The 17,991-nt window shown below is 48.9% G+C and carries 13 protein-coding genes and 1 pseudogene; 12 read left to right on the forward strand and 2 right to left on the reverse strand.

Annotated features, from left to right (window positions below; genetic code table 11):
* Positions 1-216: 216 nt before the first annotated feature.
* The 3 genes and pseudogenes from KZ483_RS09075 to KZ483_RS09080 all read left to right on the forward strand — a co-directional run bounded on the left by KZ483_RS09075 (position 217) and on the right by KZ483_RS09080 (position 3,064).
* On the forward strand, positions 217-981 hold the full coding sequence (locus KZ483_RS09075) for a hydroxypyruvate isomerase family protein (RefSeq protein WP_220352321.1): 765 nt from the start codon (positions 217-219) through the stop codon (positions 979-981).
* A gap of 94 nt (positions 982-1,075) precedes the next feature.
* Positions 1,076-1,189: pseudogene (locus KZ483_RS28415) on the forward strand (metal-dependent hydrolase); the annotation flags it as partial.
* A gap of 267 nt (positions 1,190-1,456) precedes the next feature.
* Positions 1,457-3,064 (forward strand): cellulase family glycosylhydrolase, encoded by a 1,608-nt coding sequence (locus KZ483_RS09080; RefSeq protein ID WP_258881608.1) that lies wholly within the window; start codon positions 1,457-1,459, stop codon positions 3,062-3,064.
* Between the two features lie 99 nt (positions 3,065-3,163).
* On the opposite strand, the gene KZ483_RS09085 is transcribed toward KZ483_RS09080, so the two are convergent.
* Positions 3,164-4,003 (reverse strand): helix-turn-helix domain-containing protein, encoded by an 840-nt coding sequence (locus KZ483_RS09085; RefSeq protein WP_220352322.1) that lies wholly within the window; start codon positions 4,001-4,003, stop codon positions 3,164-3,166.
* A gap of 140 nt (positions 4,004-4,143) precedes the next feature.
* On the opposite strand from KZ483_RS09085, the gene KZ483_RS09090 reads away from it, so the two are divergent.
* The 7 genes from KZ483_RS09090 (at position 4,144) to KZ483_RS09120 (ending at position 15,297) form a co-directional block, all read left to right on the forward strand.
* A complete protein-coding gene (locus KZ483_RS09090) occupies positions 4,144-7,245 on the forward strand; it encodes a glycoside hydrolase family 2 TIM barrel-domain containing protein (RefSeq protein ID WP_220352323.1) in 3,102 nt (1,033 codons plus the stop codon).
* Positions 7,246-7,287: 42 nt separating this feature from the next.
* Positions 7,288-8,472, forward strand: coding sequence for an SGNH/GDSL hydrolase family protein (locus KZ483_RS09095; RefSeq protein ID WP_258881609.1), 1,185 nt, complete (start codon positions 7,288-7,290; stop codon positions 8,470-8,472).
* A gap of 282 nt (positions 8,473-8,754) precedes the next feature.
* Positions 8,755-10,263 (forward strand): response regulator transcription factor, encoded by a 1,509-nt coding sequence (locus KZ483_RS09100; RefSeq protein ID WP_220352324.1) that lies wholly within the window; start codon positions 8,755-8,757, stop codon positions 10,261-10,263.
* 14 nt (positions 10,264-10,277) lie between these two features.
* Positions 10,278-12,005, forward strand: coding sequence for a sensor histidine kinase (locus KZ483_RS09105; protein ID WP_220352325.1), 1,728 nt, complete (start codon positions 10,278-10,280; stop codon positions 12,003-12,005).
* Positions 12,006-12,148: 143 nt separating this feature from the next.
* A complete protein-coding gene (locus KZ483_RS09110; protein WP_220352326.1) occupies positions 12,149-13,507 on the forward strand; it encodes an ABC transporter substrate-binding protein in 1,359 nt (452 codons plus the stop codon).
* A gap of 68 nt (positions 13,508-13,575) precedes the next feature.
* Positions 13,576-14,484 carry a carbohydrate ABC transporter permease gene (locus tag KZ483_RS09115; protein WP_220352327.1) on the forward strand — a complete coding sequence of 303 codons (909 nt, stop codon included), beginning with the start codon at positions 13,576-13,578 and terminating at the stop codon, positions 14,482-14,484.
* Positions 14,485-15,297 carry a carbohydrate ABC transporter permease gene (locus KZ483_RS09120; protein WP_220352328.1) on the forward strand — a complete coding sequence of 271 codons (813 nt, stop codon included), beginning with the start codon at positions 14,485-14,487 and terminating at the stop codon, positions 15,295-15,297.
* Positions 15,298-15,426: 129 nt separating this feature from the next.
* On the opposite strand, the gene KZ483_RS09125 is transcribed toward KZ483_RS09120, so the two are convergent.
* Positions 15,427-15,636: a helix-turn-helix domain-containing protein gene (locus KZ483_RS09125; RefSeq protein ID WP_397376194.1), complete on the reverse strand. Its 210-nt coding sequence runs from the start codon at positions 15,634-15,636 to the stop codon at positions 15,427-15,429.
* Between the two features lie 328 nt (positions 15,637-15,964).
* On the opposite strand from KZ483_RS09125, the gene KZ483_RS09130 reads away from it, so the two are divergent.
* Both KZ483_RS09130 and KZ483_RS09135 read left to right on the forward strand, forming a co-directional pair.
* Positions 15,965-16,258, forward strand: coding sequence for a hypothetical protein (locus KZ483_RS09130; protein WP_220352330.1), 294 nt, complete (start codon positions 15,965-15,967; stop codon positions 16,256-16,258).
* A gap of 62 nt (positions 16,259-16,320) precedes the next feature.
* A complete protein-coding gene (locus KZ483_RS09135) occupies positions 16,321-17,991 on the forward strand; it encodes a cache domain-containing sensor histidine kinase (protein WP_220352331.1) in 1,671 nt (556 codons plus the stop codon).

Below are 17,991 nucleotides of genomic sequence, written 5' to 3' on the forward strand. Positions count from 1 at the left end.
CTTCCAATGTGAGCTTCACGAGTCCGGAAGGAAAACGATAGCAATTGGTCGAATTCGTAAGGACCGAGGGAGATGAGGAGCAATCCTTTGCATTGGACACATGAGAAGGGGATGCAGAAGGTGACCTTTCTCTTCCTGCCGGGCTCAAATTTCTATTTTGGCTGGTTCCGATTTACAAAGTAGGCTGGAGCCGTGCTGTATGGGAGGTTGTAACGTGTGAAGCTATCGGTATGTATCGATTCCGTGTTTCGCGAGCTAGGATTGGAAGACAGTCTTCGTAAGGTGAAGGAAGAGGGCTTCCGGGCCTTTGAGTTCTGGGGCTGGGAGAAGAAGGACTTAGGTCTGATGACGAAGCTGGTACAGGAAATGGATTTATCGGTCAGTGCCTTCTGTGTGAAGCAAGCGAATCTGACAGAGCCCTCCGCACGTTCGGCTTATCTGGATGGATTGAAAGAAACGCTGGAGGTGGCGAAGCGACTGCAGTGCCGAACGCTCATTTTGACAGTCGGCAGTGAGCGAGCCGGTGTACCCCGGGAGGAGCAGCGGCGGAGCTTAGTAGAAGGACTCCGTGCGAGCCTTCCTCTGCTGGAGGGGACCGGTGTGACGCTGGCCGTAGAACCGCTGAATACCCTTGTGGATCATCCCGGCTATTTTTTGTCCTACTCCCAGGAGGCTTGGGATATTCTGCAGGAAGTCCGTCATCCGCAAGTGCAAATGCTCTTCGATATTTACCATCAACAGATTACCGAAGGGCATGTGACGACGAATCTGCTCCGTATGCTGGAGCGAGTCGGGCATATTCATTCGGCGGGCAATCCGGGCCGAGGTGAGCTCGGTGAGGGTGAGCTTCATTACCCGTACATTTTTAGGCGGTTGACAGAAGCCGGGTATCAAGGGTATGTAGGCCTGGAGTATTTTACGGCAGGAGATCCGGTAGAAAGTTTGCAGCGAATGGCTGCTGCGTATAGTGAATGGCTATAAGCCTGTGGGCCTGCCGTGGCGGCGGGCTTTTTTCATGTGGCGAAAAGGAAATCTGCGGAAGTATAACAATTACAAATATTCTCAACAATTCTGACCGATCCATTACAATACTTTCCCGATCATCGAACAAGACCCGCAGCGCTTCGTCGCGCTCTTGAAGGAGGGAATCGGGAAAGTATTGAAGCCGGGAGAAGGATTGGAGCTTTAGGGAAATACCTTTTCGAGCAGGCTTGCTTTTCAATATTTTTATGTGATTATTGTGACAATTTAGGGGGTAATTTGTCGGCGTTTGCTATTATATAATCTAATTGCTCCGCAGCTCTCAAACTCCAGTCTTCAGGAAGTCATTCCATGAGACTAATCAATAGAAAGGGGGAATTCATAGAGTCGCCATCGGGAGGAAGCGCTTTCCTCTGCTCGTTTCATCAAAGAAATCAAGTAGAAATCAAGTAGAATGAGAAGGAGGTTTTTTCGCATGTTGTCAAAAGTTAAGTCATTCCGGGTCCATTTGTTAGCCATGGTAATGGTGTTTTCGACTGTTATTTCCAGCTGGAGTCCGGTCGTATCAGCAGCAGAAACAGCCGATTTTACACAGTTGAACGCTTCACAAATTGTGTTTGAAATGGGTGCGGGGTGGAATCTGGGAAACCAGCTTGAAGGCAGTATTAACGGTACACCCAGTGAGACTGCATGGAGTTCTACTCCTGTAACACTGGCTCTCATCCAGAAGGTAAAGGCAGCTGGATTCAAAACCATCCGGATCCCTGTTTCGTATTTGAATTATATCGGGAGCGGACCGAATTATACGATTAATTCTACATGGCTCAGCAGAGTTAAAGAAGTCGTTGACTATGCCTATAACGAGGGCTTGTATGTCATCATCAACATTCATGGAGACGGTTACAGTACGATTCCCGGCTCTTGGCTGTTAGTCAATTCAAGCGATCAAACCACGATCAGGGCAAAATATCAAAAAGTGTGGCAGCAGATCGCCAATACGTTTGTCAATTATGACGAGCGGTTGATCTTCGAATCCATGAATGAAGTGTTTGACGGTACTTTCGGCACACCGAACACCACCTATTATTCAAATCTTAATGCTTATAATCAAATCTTTGTCGATACCGTAAGACAAACCGGAGGAAACAATGCTGCAAGATGGCTTCTTATTCCCGGCTGGAATACGAACATTGATTATACGGTAGGTAACTATGGCTTTGTGCTTCCTACGGACAATTATCGTTCATCCAGCATTCCGAGTTCCGAGAAGAGAATCATGATCTCCGTTCATTATTACTCGCCTTGGGACTTCGCCGGCGAAGAATCCGGCACAATCACCCAATGGGGAGCAACAGCTACCAACTCTTCGAAAAAATCAACCTGGGGACAGGAAGATTATTTGGATTCGCAGCTGAAGTCCACGTACGATAAATTCGTCACACAAGGATATCCTGTGGTCGTCGGTGAATTCGGTTCCATCGATAAAACGGCCTTTGATTCCGCGAATAATACGTATCGTGCGGCTTTTGCAAAAGCAGTAACCGCGACTGCCAAGAAATACGGTGCAGTACCTGTTATATGGGATAACGGTCACAATGGACAGTATGGATTTGGATTGTTTGACAGGTCGACCTACGCGGTAACCCAGCAGGGAATTATTGATGCGATCATGAGTACGATGAACACTTATAAAATGAAGAACGTTACGACAGGCTTGTATATTGATGGCATAGGCCGTACCGCGGACGGCTCAAACGCAGGTCAATGGAGCGCCGGCAGCAGCAACCAGCGATGGGTAATGGAATTCTACGGCAGCTATTATAAAATAAAGAATTCTGCTACAGGTTTGTATCTTGACGGCATAGGCCGTACTGCAAACGGCTCCGTCTGCGGACAGTGGAGCAGCAGCACCAGCTGGAACCAGCGATGGGTATTGGAGGCCTATGGAGGCAATTACAGGATCAGAAATCAATCTACCGGCCTTTATTTGGATGGCGGCGGCAGTACTGCAAACGGCTCCGACTTGAAAATGTGGAGCAGCGACCCCAGCACCAACCTGCAGTGGCAGTTTGTGAATCCTTAGGCCACCATGCACGAACCATTCGATTACGTTGAAAGGACCGTCCGTGAGGACGGTTTTTTTTCAAAGATAGAAAGTATAAAGTCCCCATGTGAAGCCTTGTCACCTGTGGCGGTTACGGACATAACGTCCTGGAGGCATGCCTTCCGATTTGGTAAATTGTTTGGTAAAGGAATAAATGTCTCCATAACCAAGACTAACTGCTACGTGTTTGATGGGGAGTCCGGAGAGGAGCATCATCTTTGCCTGTTTCATTAAATGTTGAATGTGGTACCGCTGAGGGGAAACCCCGGTCGTGGCTTTAAATAACTTCCTGAAATTCTCATAGCCCATATTTACGGCTGCTGCAGCTTCCTTAATATCATATTTGATATCATTGGAGCCGCCGATTAGTTGGCAAGCCTTCGATATTTTATGATCATTGTGCTCACTCTGCGTATAATGCACGCTGCCGTGTAACCGGATAATGAGCTCCTGTGCTCTCATCAGCAAATAGGGGAGCCTTTCATCTGCAGCGCCTTTAAGGCTGTTTAGCAAGGCAGCGGAATCAAAGACAAAATCGCCCGCAACCTGCGTTGCCTGCACCTCTTTGTCGGAATTGATAATTCCAAGCGTTTTCAGGTAGTGATAGACAGGATAGCCCACGCTAATATAAAACTCGAGCCATTCCCCATCCGGCTCGATTTCGGTGGAATGCAAACGTTCGGGCAAACGCTGTACCAGATCCCCCGATTGCATCGGAATAACGGTACCATCCTTTGAGATATATCGTCCACTGCCTTGCAGGATCAAAAAACAGCTGTAATATCCGATCTTAAAATCATACTGGGAATGGTCCGCCGTTCTTTTTCTCATAAAGCCGCATGACAAAATGCCTTGGTCGAAATCGTCGCCGATACACCGATATACGACATCATTTTCCTTTATATCATCTTCATTCATATCGCCCTTGCACCTACCAAAATGGATAAATGAATTACCAGACAAAACATTTTATATGAAGACTTATCTTTATATTATAAGGGTATCGATTCTATGGTACAACCAATTAGAACAATTAATAGGAGGTTTATTCGAAACGTATGAAGCCAAGCAGAGACTGGGAGAATCCGCATGTCGCTCAAAAGAACCGTTACCCTATGCATGAGCCGTACGGCGTATACGAAACCGTGGAACAGGCCCTAAGCGGCGATCGCAGAAAGTCAAAATACGTACAATGCTTAAACGGCACGTGGAAATTTAAATCGTTTTCGTCTCCGGTTGCAGTAACCGATGAGTTCTATCATCCTGAATTTGACGTGTCCGAGTGGGATGATATGCCTGTTCCTTCCAACTGGGAGCTGTTCGGATACGGAAAACCGGTGTACACGAACACAAAGTATCCCTTTGAACGAAAGTGGGCGGACTCCCATCATGAAATTCAACTAAAGAAAGATGAATTTGTTTTGAATCCGCCTTATGTGCCGGAGGATAACCTCACCGGATGCTATGTCCAGACATTCGAAATTCCCGAACATTTCAATGGCCGGGATCTGTTTATCGACTTTGCCGGTGTGGAATCCTGCTTCTATCTGTGGTTGAACGGGAAGTTCGTCGGTTATTCGCAGGACAGCAAGCTTAACGCTTCATTCGATATTACGGATTACATCCGAACGGGACAGAACCATTTGGCCGTTCAGGTGATGCGATTCGGAGCCGGTTCTTATCTGGAGGATCAGGACTACTGGCATCTATCGGGGATCTACAGAGATGTTCTGATTTATGCAAAACCGCGAATGCGCATTCATGATTATAAAATCGAAACGCTCTTCTCGGGTGATTACGACAATGCCGAATTAGCTGTGACGGTTTATCCTAATAATCAAGCAAGCTGTTACGGGGAAGCTCATGTGCGCCTGTCTCTTTATGATCACGATCATAAATTGGTAACGCAATTTGAAACGCCGAAGTTTGCGGATTGCAGATCCTACCTGCAAGATAACTATGTGGCGAAGGTCAAACAACCCATTAAGAGCCCCCAATTGTGGAGCGACGAAATTCCTTACCTCTACAAATTGGTGTTGGAAATGATCGACCAAGGTGGAAACGTCGTCGACATCGAGAGTGCAAATGTCGGCTTCCGCGAAGTCAGCATCGATAAGACCGGGATATTGAAAATAAACGGCAAGCGTCTTATCATCCGTGGAACCAATCTTCATGCGTTTTGTCCCGAAACGGGGCGCGTAGTGTCGACGGAGTATATGCGTGAGCAGATCAAGAGCATGAAATCGCTGAATATCAATGCGGTAAGAACAAGTCACTACCCGCATGCAATCGAATGGTACGACCTCTGTGACGAACTGGGCCTTTATGTCGTGGATGAGGCCAATATTGAGACCCATGGCATCGGCGGCCAGCTCAGCGCCTCTCCCGAATGGACGCATAATTATATGGAACGTGCAGCACGGATGGTGCTGAGAGATAAGAATCATCCCTCGATCATTCTGTGGTCCCTGGGGAATGAATCCGGTTACGGAGCGAACCATGCCGCAATGTACGGCTGGATTAAGGAATATGATAAAACAAGATATGTCCAGTACGAGTCCTTGAATCCTCCGGCCAATATTTCCGATATCCTTGCGCCCATGTATCCTCAGAAGGACTGGATCATGGAATGCATGACGAACTGCGAAGACTTGAGGCCGTTTATTATGTGCGAATATGCGTATGCGAAAAGCAACAGCAACGGGAATTTCAAGGAATTTTGGGACCTCATTCATAAATTCCCGCGGTTTCAGGGAGGTTTTATTTGGGATTTCCAGGATAAAGCGCTTGTTAGGCATGATGAATCCGGGAACAAAAAGTATGTTTATGGCGGCGCGTTCCAGGAAGAGATTATTGATTCCGCGCCCGATATGTGCCTGAACGGCATTGTATTTCCGGATTTAACGCCGAAACCGGCCGCCTATGAAATCAAAAATGTTCAAGCTCCCGTCCAAATCGATTACTTTGAACGGCCTTATTATGCTCCCGGTAACAAAAGTTATCGAATTTATAATCATTATATGCATCGGGATTTAAGCCACCTGGATATCGGTTGGGAGCTTGTTTGCGACGGGAAGGTTGTGGACAACGGTACGTTGCCCAAATTGCACACGCCTGCCGGAACTATGGACAGTGTTCAGGCGCCATACGACCCAACCAAGGTCTCTGGGGAAGCGTTCCTGAATTTCCATGCTTTTCTGAACGAAGACACCTATTATGCAAATAAGGGAACCTGTATTTATGCCTGCCAGACCCAGTTGAATGATTCCGTTTATGAAATACATGCCGGGGATATTGAAAGCGGAAGCCTGGTATATGAAGAAGCCGCAGATCGAATTTATATTTATAATGAAAATACGAACGTGGTCTTCTCCAAAGAAACGGCAGAATTCATTTCGGTGAGATACAATAACCGGGACTATTTTACGGGCGGAGCTAACAATTTCTATCGCCCGCCAACGGGGATAGACGTCGGTGTACAGGGCGAGACGCTGAACTATGCGGATGATTGGAGAAGCCTCGGGCTCGACTCCGATCGAAAAGAGATCAAGCGTATCCGGGTATATGGAGCGCCTGCTTCCGTAATCATTCAGGTTCATGCTCTGTATCATGGGTGCATTGAAACACTAACGGAGTATGCGATTGGCGGTAAAGGCATAGAAATTGCCAACACTGTCGTGAATAATGCCCCTGTCGATACCCTTCCGAGAATTGGTCTAAGCTTTACCTTCTCTGATGCCTGGAAGAAGATCAAATGGTATGGCCGCGGGCCATGGGAGAACTATGCGGACCGTAAAACGGCTGCCTTAGTCGGTATATATGAAAGCTCTATCCAAGATCAACACGTTCCCTACATCGTGCCGGTTGAATGCGGGGGCAAGGAAGATGTCCGTTATCTTTATGTGTCCGCGGATGATCGCAAGGTAAAAGTTACCGCGGCAGGACACTTCCATTTCGATATTCATCAATACAGCATCGGACAGTATGACAATGCCGCCTATGAAGACGAGCTTGGCACATCCGATTCCGTTTTCCTTCATATCGATTATAAACATGCAGGTCTTGGCGGAGACAACGGGTGGACCAAAAATATTCACGATGAATATAAAATCGAAAAGGGCATCTATGTTTACAAGATCACTTTAGAGATCATGGATTGAACGGCAGATCTCGAAGCCAATAATAAAGGATTAGTTATACCTATGTGGAAGCTACTGTTGGCAATCTTATGCGCCGGGCTGACAGCATGCATGAAGCCGCCCGAGCCGGGCAATAAACTGCAAGAGGGTGAAGCCGCTATGGCAGCAAAAGAAGCAGATCAATTGTTTAGAGCAGAGGAGAATTTCGTAAGGCCGCTCGGCAGGACATATTTCTTAAACGACACGCTTTGGATGGCTTTGTCCGGCAGCGGGGCGGAGTTCAGGTTTAGCGGCAGGAGGGCGGAAATTACGCTGAAAGGCGACCAGGTTGCGTTACGCCAGTCCAATCATGCAAGGATCGGCATTTATGTCAACGGAGAACGAGTCGTAGACGATTTGTTGAATGAACCTCTGAAGACGTACACCGTATTTGAAAACGTTTCTGAACAGGATGTCGTCGTTCGGATCATCAAGCTGTCGGAGGCGGCCATGTCTACGGCTGGAATCCACGAGATCCGCGTTAATGCTGTGGATGGGATTCAACCGACGCAGGATTCGGCTCGGAAGATCGAGTTCATCGGCGATTCGATTACGGCCGGCTACGGAGTGGACGATGAGGTGAAGGAACACGGATTTTCCACCGCGACAGAAGACGTGACCAAAACCTATGCGTTTAAAACGGCGGCTGCGCTCCAGGCCGACTACAGCATCGTTGCCTATAGCGGCTATGGCATCATCTCTGGCTATACCGGGTCGGATGAGAAGGTCGACTCACAGCTGGTTCCGGATTATTATGACAAAATGGGAAGGTCTGACGGCAGAATAGACGGGACTATAGAGGTCATGTCCATACCATGGGACTTCGACAAATTCTTACCTGATCTGATTGTCATTAATCTTGGGACGAACGACGATTCGTATGCGTTGGATGATGCGGAGAAGCAGGCTCAGTACAGAGATGCCTATGTCGAATTTCTGAAGCAGGTTCGATCGCATAACGCGGATGCGCATTTGATGTGCACCCTGGGCATGATGGGGGACAGACTTTATCCGATGGTGGAGCAAGCAGCCGCAGCTTATACGAATGAAACCGGGGATGCCAATATTTCGGTTTTGAAGTTTGACGTGCAGTTGCCGGCAGACGGCCACGCTGCACATTGGCATCCGACGGAGGCAACCCATTCCAAAGCTGCAGGCAAGCTGATTGCCAAGATAAAAGATGTGATGGAATGGCAGGTTCCGCAATGAAGAAGAGTCGGTTCTGCTTTCCGTAATTCCCGACGGAGAGGTGCTGCTAAAGCTGCATTTTCGGAGCGGAGCCGTGCTCGACAGACCTGTGGGCATCTATGTTTATAAGATCACTTTAGAGATCATGGATTGAACAACAAAGCCCCGAAAGCGTAGAATAGAAGTGAAATTATTAAGACCGTTGATGAAGGCGCAAGCCAAAGTCAGCGGTCTTATTGAATAAGATTGCTGATGCAAGGTTGAGTACTTTTTTAGCTGCCATTGAGAAAGGAAGGCATTCGGATGGACGTAATGATCGTGGACGACGAACCGTTGGCATTGGATAACGTGGCGGATATGATCCCGTGGGAATCATACGGATTTCGGCTTGTCGCCCGAACGACCGACAGCCGCAAAGCGATGGAGCTTTTCCGGAGATGGCGGCCGCAAATCGTGATCACCGACATCTCCATGCCTTTTTTGGACGGTCTAAAGCTGGGGAGGATGATTCGATCCATTGAGCCGCGCACGCAGCTGCTGTTCCTTACGGCTTACCGGGATTTCGAATATGCGCGTCAAGCACTGGAAATCAAGGCTTCGCGGTACGTTCTGAAACATGAAATCAGCCAAAACCGACTGCTTGACGCATTGATTGTCATGAAAGAGTCATTCGAGGCAGAGAATCAGCAGTGGCACCAGTCCAGAAAACAGCTTCTCACCGACCTGCTGATGGGTGTCATGCAACCCGCCGAGTGGGCGAACAACCCTGTTTACCGGGAGTTGTCCAAGCAATTGGAAGCCACGCTTGCGCTCGTATATATGGAAATATCTCCATACTATACGTTGGAAGGAAAGCGCATTCAGAATGGCGTTATGAAGCCTGAGGAATATCATCATTTGACCGCTGCCTACTTGACCGATCATGACTCGATCCTGCAGCAGATCGGCTCTGTACGTACGGATGAAGGGGGCACCCTGCTGCTGATGAGGTTTTCTCCCGGCAGCAGCTTCCTGCATGCTTGGAACGAGCTGCAGCAGTTATTGCGCCACTTGCATAGTTCAATCAAACGATTAAAGCAATGGGAAACGAAAGTATCGGTCATATCCGGAGTTCGTCAGGAAGAGCTGCAGGATGCATTCCGGAGAATGATCGATGGGTTTGACCGTCGCTGCCTCTTCGGAAACGAGATCGTAACGCCCATGGATCAAAAGCCTGGTAAAGCCGGCAATCTTTCGGAACTCTCTGCCGAAATTAAACGGGTCACGGACTTATTATCCCGCGGGGATGAAGGAGAAACCATCAGCGGTCTGCGGACCGTATGGGAGCGTATCGTGAACACCAGGGACGATCGGGCATTTCTCTTGCTGCTCCGGGAAGTCGGACACGTACTTGTACGCCATTTTCAGTCCGATGTTTCCGCAGCGCTGGGGGTATCCGCGGAAGAGATTTTGCAGTCGCTGGAAAATCGGATCCGGGAATCGGTTCGTCGAGACCATGCTTATTCTCGGCTTGTCGCCGGAGCGATCGAATATGTGAAGGAGCATTACGCCGATCCGGATTTGACGCTGGAGGCGATCGCCGAACATTTGTCCATCAGCAACGTTCACCTTCGGGCAACCTTCAAAAAGGAGACCGGGAGGACAATGCTTGATTTCATCACGGAGCACCGGATCGAGAGAGCGAAGGCGATGCTTCGCGATGGCGGATATAAAATATATGAGGTCAGCGAGAAGGTCGGTTACCGAACAAGCCAATATTTCAGTCAAGTCTTCAAGAAGGCGACTGGCATCCATCCGAAAGATTATCCGTAAGGGCGGCGATGGCATTGAAAGGAAGAATCAAAAATAAAATTCTCGGCAGCGCCGTTCTGATTGTCACTTTATCCCTTGTCGCATGCGGGCTGCTCGCCTTCGGATATTTCTATAAAGAATTCGAGAAGAAAACGCTGCACGACGGCCAAGTCGACATGCGCCAAGCGGAAATGCAAATGAATCAGCTGATCGACGATATTCGGAAATATTCCGCGAACATGGTGAACGATGAAATGCTTCAGAAATTCGCGGGCACTTTGTCGTACGGTTCCGTCTACAGCGAGCTTTCCGCATATAACGAAGTTGTGCAGCAGCTCACCAAGTTTAACGTTCTTCGGGATTATCTTGACAGCTCGGCGATCATCCGCCCTGACGGCAAAGTATTCTGGTCCACGCTATCCTTTGATCCTTCCTTTCAGTCCGAGCTATTGAAGCCGTGGTACCGGGATGCCGTCAATCAGCCTCGCAAAAGCGGATTTACGCTGCCCCACCCGTCCCTGACGGACGGGAACCGTCAGGTCATCAGTTTTTTTATCCGGTTTGCGGAACCGGAAGGCGGCCTGCTTCTGCTGAATATCAAAACCGAAGCTTTCACGCAGGTGTTTGATTATTTGAACGATTCATTCGATCATTACTTATGGACAAGCAGCCGGAATGGTGTTATCCGGAATAACGGGTTGGAAGAGGAAGAGGTGAAAACGGTCGTAGGTCCTCTGTCTGCTGACTTGCCTGAGGTGACGAAAGACAGCAAAGGATATTACTTGGCTCAGCGGCTTTCGGATCCGGATTGGGCTCTCGTCACCTTCCTCTCCCGAGATCGATTCTACGGCGCCGTCCGTGAGGCAAGCTTGTATTTGCTCGGATTCATCGGCATTTGCATCCTGCTCTGTTTCCTGCTGTTCCTGCCGATCGTCTCCAGCATTACGAAGCCGATCTCGTCGTTATCAAGAGCCATGAAACAAGTATCCATTGGCAATTACGATGTTCAGGTTCATTTTCACAGCCAGGACGAATTGATGATTTTGAAGAACGGTTTCGAGTTGATGCTGGGTAACATCAAACGTCAAATCGAGGAACGCACGGAGCAGGAACGATGGAAAAGACGGATGTCCGCCGAGCTGCTGTTTGCCCAGATCAATCCCCATTTCATATACAACACGCTTAACACCGTCATCTATTTAGCCCGCAAGAAGAGCCATGACTCCATTATCGACATGGTCGAATCCTTCATCGGCATCCTGCAGGATGCGGTGCATATCGGCGAGGGCAACCTGCACACGACGGTGCACCAGGAAATGAAGCTTATTGACCATTATGTCGCCATCCAGCGGCACCGCTACGGCGGCAAATTCGATTTCGTCTGGGAAGTTGAAGAAGGCGCGCAGGACTGCCGCATTCCGAAAAGCCTTCTGCAGCCCTTGGTGGAAAATGCGATTTTTCACGGGGTATCCGGAAGGGAAGAACCCGGTTCGATCGGGATTTCGATTCGGGAGCAAGGAGAGACCTTGCGGATACTGGTATGGGATGACGGGATCGGAATGAGCCCGGAAATGGCGGGGAAGCTCAAGCAGGATGCTTCGGGACCCGAAAGGACCGATGGGCCCAGCAGGATCGGAATCCGAAACATCCGGGAGCGAATTCATCACTTGTGCGGAGATGCGTACGGGCTCGAAATCGCAAGTGAAGAGGGAGTCGGGACTGAAGTCGTTCTGACTTTACCCCTGATCAAGGAGAACCATTAGAATCTGATGGCCGCCATCGAAATTTGTACAAAACTATCGGAATGTCTCATTGTTGCCGTCAACCCCTGAACGTACACTATGTGTGGAGACGGTTACACCTTATCAGAGACCGACATCCGACTATTCATCAAGGGGGAATGAGCTTGAAAATCAACAGAGGCAACAAATGGCGGGTTTTCGTTATTGCCGTTGTCGTACTATCAGTCCTTGTATCAGGGTGCAGCGGAAAAGGGAAGGAAAGCGCTTCCGACAGCGCTTCTGACAGCGCTTCCACGGAGACTTCCGCAAGCACTTCGGCTTCCGGCAACGATCAGCAAGCAACCGTCACCATGTGGGGATGGGATAAGGCCTATGCCGAAAAAACGGTGGAAGGCTTTAACAAAGTCTATCCGAATATCAAGGTAGAATTCGTTGATGTCTCGGCTGGAGACTATCTCAAAAAACTCCAAACGTCCGTCGCCGCCGGCTCCGATCTGCCGGACATCATTTGGGGAGAAGCCGGTTTCCGGGGCGCTCTGTTCGCGTTAAACATCTTGGACGATTTAACCAAAGAGCCTTATAGCTTCGATAAATCGAAACTTATCGATCAGGTCATACCGCAACTGCAAAACGAGAAAGGTGAATTGGTCGGACTGGAGCAATCGGTCAACCCGGGCGCTCTGGCGTACAAGAGGAACTTGGCGAAACAATATTTGGGAACAGACGATCCCGACCAGTTGGCCGCCATGTTCCCGGATTGGAACTCGTTCATTGAGAAAGGGAAGGAAGTCAAACAGAAGAGCGGAGGCAAAGTATCCATGCTGCCAGGGATGATGGATGCTTATACCGTGGTATATCCGCAATATCCGGAGGCTTTTATTCACGGAGTGCAGTTCGATACGAGTGCCGTCAAGTCCATCTTCCAGACGCTGGAGAACATCCGCAACGCGGATATTACGGCCAAGCTTGACATGTGGTCCCCGACTTGGAACGCTTCCTATGCGAAGGATGACGTGATTTTCTATCCCGCCGCGAACTGGTCGCCGCACTTCGTCATCGAACCGAACGATAAGGGCAGCACCGGCCGCTGGGGACTTATGGTACCTCCGGGCGGAGGGTACAGCTACGGGGGGACATCTCTGGGAATCTGGAAGGACTCCAAGAACAAGGAGGCTGCCTGGAAATATCTCGAGTGGACGCTTGCATCCGAAGAAGGCGCCAAGCTGAGCAAGGAAGCGTTCGACTATTACGTTCCGCTGAAATCCGTATTCGGCAACTCTGCAGCGTTTGCTGCCGGACCTAATCCATATTATGGCGGACAAGATCTCGGATTGTTCTGGGTCGACAAAGTTCTGCCGACCATGAAGACGAGACCTTACTCCAAATACGACCAGGATATTTACAACGCATCCTCGATCAACATGCAAACCATGACGAAGGATTTGAAGTACGGCACCGAGACCGCGGTTTCGAATTGGCAGAAAGAACTGAAGAAAAACCATCCGGAAATCGAGTTCAAATAAACGCCAGCCGGCAACCGGTGCTCCATGGCCGGTTGCCGTTTGCTTGGAAGAGAGGAGAGTATAGACGAATGCGGGCAATCGTGAAATATAAATGGCCGTATTTCTTTATCGCGCCATACTTCGTGTCCTACGCTGTTTTCGGATTGTTTCCGATCGCGTTCACGTTATACATCAGCTTCACCAACTGGGATCTGTTCGGCAATCATGCTTGGATCGGCTGGGACAATTACGCGGACCTTGCCGAAGATCCGTATTTCTGGAAGTCGATCGGCAACGTCCTGGTCTATTTGGCCGGATACTTGCCTGCTCTTATCATCGTCGGCATGCTCTTGGCCAGCTTGATCGAGAGCCGTCTGATCCGGCGCAAAGCGTTGTGGCGGCTAGGCATCTTCACACCCTATATGACCACTCCGGTCGCGATCGGGATCATTTTCGCATTGCTGTTCGATTGGCAAGGGGGGATTGTGAACGGGATTCTCCTTAATCTTGGCTTGATCCAAGAGAGGGTGGACTGGCTCGGAGAGGCGGCGACGGCCAGGTTAATCATCATTCTTATGATTTTCTGGAAAAACATCGGATACTTCGTCATGTTCTATTCCGCGGGAATGGCCAGTGTGGATCCTTCGATTTATGAAGCCGCCGTCGTAGACGGAGCGAATGCTAAGGATGTGTTCCTAAAGATTACGGTGCCGTTGCTTCGGCCGATCAATCTGTTCCTGATCGTCACTTCGATGATCGGCGGGCTTCAGCTCGTTGAAGAACCGATGCTGCTTTTCAGCGGCTGGGCATCCGGCTCATCGCTCGTTGGCGGTCCGGACGGCGCCGCGTTTACGCCGATTTGGTATATGTTCGACGCTTCATTCAACGGTTCGTCGTTCAAATACGGCAAAGGCGCGGCGATCGCGTACTCGACATTCCTGTTCATTGCTTTGTTTTCCCTGATCGGCGTCAAATGGTTGAATAGGAGGGATGCATAAATGAAGGCTGCTAAATGGGGGGCTGTCTCCGTCCTTGCTTTATTGACGGCATTGTGTCTTCTGCCTTTCTATACCATGGTGGTCATGGGAACTTACTATTCCGAGGACTTGTTTAAGCAGCTTCCGCTGCTGCCAAGCCATTATTTGGCACACAACCTGAACACGGTTCTGCAGGGAGATTTCATGAAGTATTACGGCAACAGCGTTTATGTCGCCATTCTTTTCACGGCCATATCGGTCGGAATTTCCACGATCACGGGCTATGCCTTCGGGAAATTCGATTTTCCCGGCAGGAAAGTGCTGTATCTCATCATTCTCGCCACCATGATGATTCCGGGCCAGCTTGGCCTGATTGCATACGTGATGGAAATGAAGTGGTTCCATCTCGGGAACACTCACATGCCCCTGCTTATCGCGGGGTTGAACAACGCATTCGGCGTGTTCTTCATGACTCAGTTCAGCCGGTCCAGCGTACCTGCGGAAGTGCTGGAGAGCGCGAGGATCGACGGCTGTGGGGAACTGGGGGCATTCGTCAGGATCGCCTATCCTTTCTTGATGCCTGCCGTCAGCACGCTTGCGCTGCTTGCTTTCCTAGGCTCCTGGAACAATTATTTACTGCCTCTCGTCACGCTGAACAAGCCGGACTTGTATACGCTGCCGCTCGGTATTGCTAATTTATCCACCGTTTACAGGACGGATTATTCCGCCAGTATCCTGGGCTTGACGCTCGGAACGCTGCCGCTCATCGTTCTGTTCCTGTTCGGTTCCAAAACGCTGGTAAGAGGACTTACGGGCGGGGCCGTAAAAGGATAGCGAACTTGAAATGGAGGTACTTATGGCTTCGTTAAGCGGAGCCATGGGAATTTTGTCGGGAAGCAAGTTCAGGCCCGAGGGCGGATGATTATGGTGGCGAATGGAGGCCCGGAATTTTATAAGGATGCGCTAAGAAGGAGCAGAAGATACCTCTGCTCCTTCTTGCGTCGCAGCTATATAGTACGATTCGCTCTCCATCCCGCATTTTTCACATATGGTTTTGATGCTGTCATCCGATCGTACAAGCAGTTCTTTCGCCAGTATGACTCGCTTGAACACGACATATTCCGTAACGTCCATACCGGTCAGTTGTTTGAACACCCTGGAGAAGTGTGCCAGTCGTGCAGATGGTGGGGAAGCTCCGTCCCCTCCCCGGCACTATAAATTGAGAATAGCAAATAAGAGCATAAGTGCACAATAATTTTATATTATATTGTTTAACTATGCTGTTATTATTGGGGTAAAGAACGATTTACTATTTGGCCACTGAAGAGGGCACCACCCGCGCGATTAATGGAATTAAAGACTTAAACTGGACGGAGCCGAAAACTGCCGCCATGTTGCCGGATTCCTTGCACAGGAACCCGGCATGTGACTAGGAATCTTATGAAGTATGGAGGAGAAAAATCATGAATGAGCAGCTTAATAATTAAGGAGGATCGTCATTATGTATTTATTTATAAAGAAAACAACCTGGACGGTGCGCGCCCTGGCCGTCTGTCTGACGACAGTAATGCTGTTGCAATTGTTCGTCCCCGTGGCGAACGATCGTCTATTCGCGGCTAATGAAGATACGCAGCCTGAACCTGCTGACGATTATTTGGACAAGCTTGATTTCGGCAATTCTGAAAACGTTTACAACTTCAAAGGCGCCTTTACGAGCGTGATCACCGGTTTCATGGGCGAAATAGCCCGGGTGTCGAATCTTCGGATAGCTTATTATCAGGTTGAGAGGAATTGATAAGCTTGATGGGACACTTTCGTAACCTCAGCCTTACCAGGCAAATCCTTTATTTGATTTTAATGATGTTGATCATCCTCCTGATCTCATTTGTCATCTCGAACATGGTTGCCAAACGTATTGTCGAGAGCAAGGTAACGGACTCTGCTGCAAAATTATTGAATCAGGTTGAAGAAAATATGGAAAGCTTTTATGCGGACATGGAGAGAATCTCGGATTCAATGCTGTATAGTCCGACGGTGCAAGCCTACTTGAACTCGGAGGACTATTTGTCCAGGATTCTCATGAGCGATGAGATCGTATCGGTCTTCTCCAATACCACTGCATTGAAAGCGAATATCCGGGGCATCCAGCTTTACAACCCGGAAGGAAAGATGATTTCCGATTCAGGCATCGGGATCGGCGAGACGGTCCAATTGCCGCCTCCAAAGATCGAATATTCCGGTTTATTGACGGATTCGAATACGGGTGGGATAATGCCAAACTATTCCATCTCCATTCCGATTTATAATTTGGAAAGCACACCGGTCAAAGAATACATGGGATATAGCGTGTTTTTTATGGATGTCCGCAATTTCCACAATATATTGAAGGGCGCAAAAATGACACCCAATTCCCGGCTATTCCTCCTTGATCAAAACAAAGAGATTATGGCCAGCGAAGGAAATACGCCCAGCATCGATACGTTTCAATTTGAGGAGTTGGAGAACGACAACCGATATATCATGCAGACGAGTACGCTGTCCCGGACCGGGTGGGAGCTGATCAGCGTCATACCGAAGAACGAGCTGCTGCAGGAATTGAATATCGTACAAAGGCTGAACATAACGACATATGCGGTCATGTTTTGTTTGCTCGGTCTCTTCCTGATCATTTTTTTCACACGTATCTTACGACCGATAAAAGCGCTGATGGATTTTATGAAGTCCTATCCGAAGACGGGGGGAGAAAGCCGCTTTCCACTGGTCTATCATAACGAAATTGGCGTACTCGCTGCCAACCTGAATAAAATGCTGGACGAGATCGACAGCTTAAGCAAGCAAAAGTACGAAATCGAAATTACAAAAAATCAGATGGAAATTTCGGCCTTCCGCAATCAGATTAACCCGCATTTCTTGTACAATACGTTGGAATGTATAAGCGCTATGGCCATCTTTTACAAGGCTCAGGATATAGGCGATATCTCCGCCTCCTTATCCAATATGTTCAGGTATTCGGTCAAAGGAGGCGATTTCAGCACGATTCAGGATGAAATATCACACATCCAGGAATATGCGAAAATCATCGGGTACCGCTTCATGGGGAAAATTCAGGTCGTCGTCGACGCGGATGAACGATTGTTGAAGCTGAAAACGATAAAAATGCTTCTTCAGCCGATGGTGGAAAATGCCGTGTTTCACGGATTGGAGATGAAGATCGACAGCGGCGTCGTTCGAGTGGAAGTGAAGATGACGGAGCAGAAGCAGGTTCAATACATCGTACAGGATAACGGATACGGGATGGAAGAAACCCAATTGAAAGGGCTGGTCGCCCGGCTTAGGCAGTTTGAAAGCCAAGGATGGATCGCGAGGGAAACAGCGAAAGGTATCGGCTTGCCTAATATTTATCGGAGAATCAAGCTATTATACGGAGACAAGGCCGAAATGTCCATCTATAGCAAACTCGGTACCGGAACTACCGTTATAATGACTTTCCCCTTACAAGACCATGCGGAACCATTGGAGGCTGAATAA

It is taken from the genome of Paenibacillus sp. sptzw28 (assembly GCF_019550795.1).
Lineage (GTDB): Bacteria > Bacillota > Bacilli > Paenibacillales > Paenibacillaceae > Paenibacillus_Z.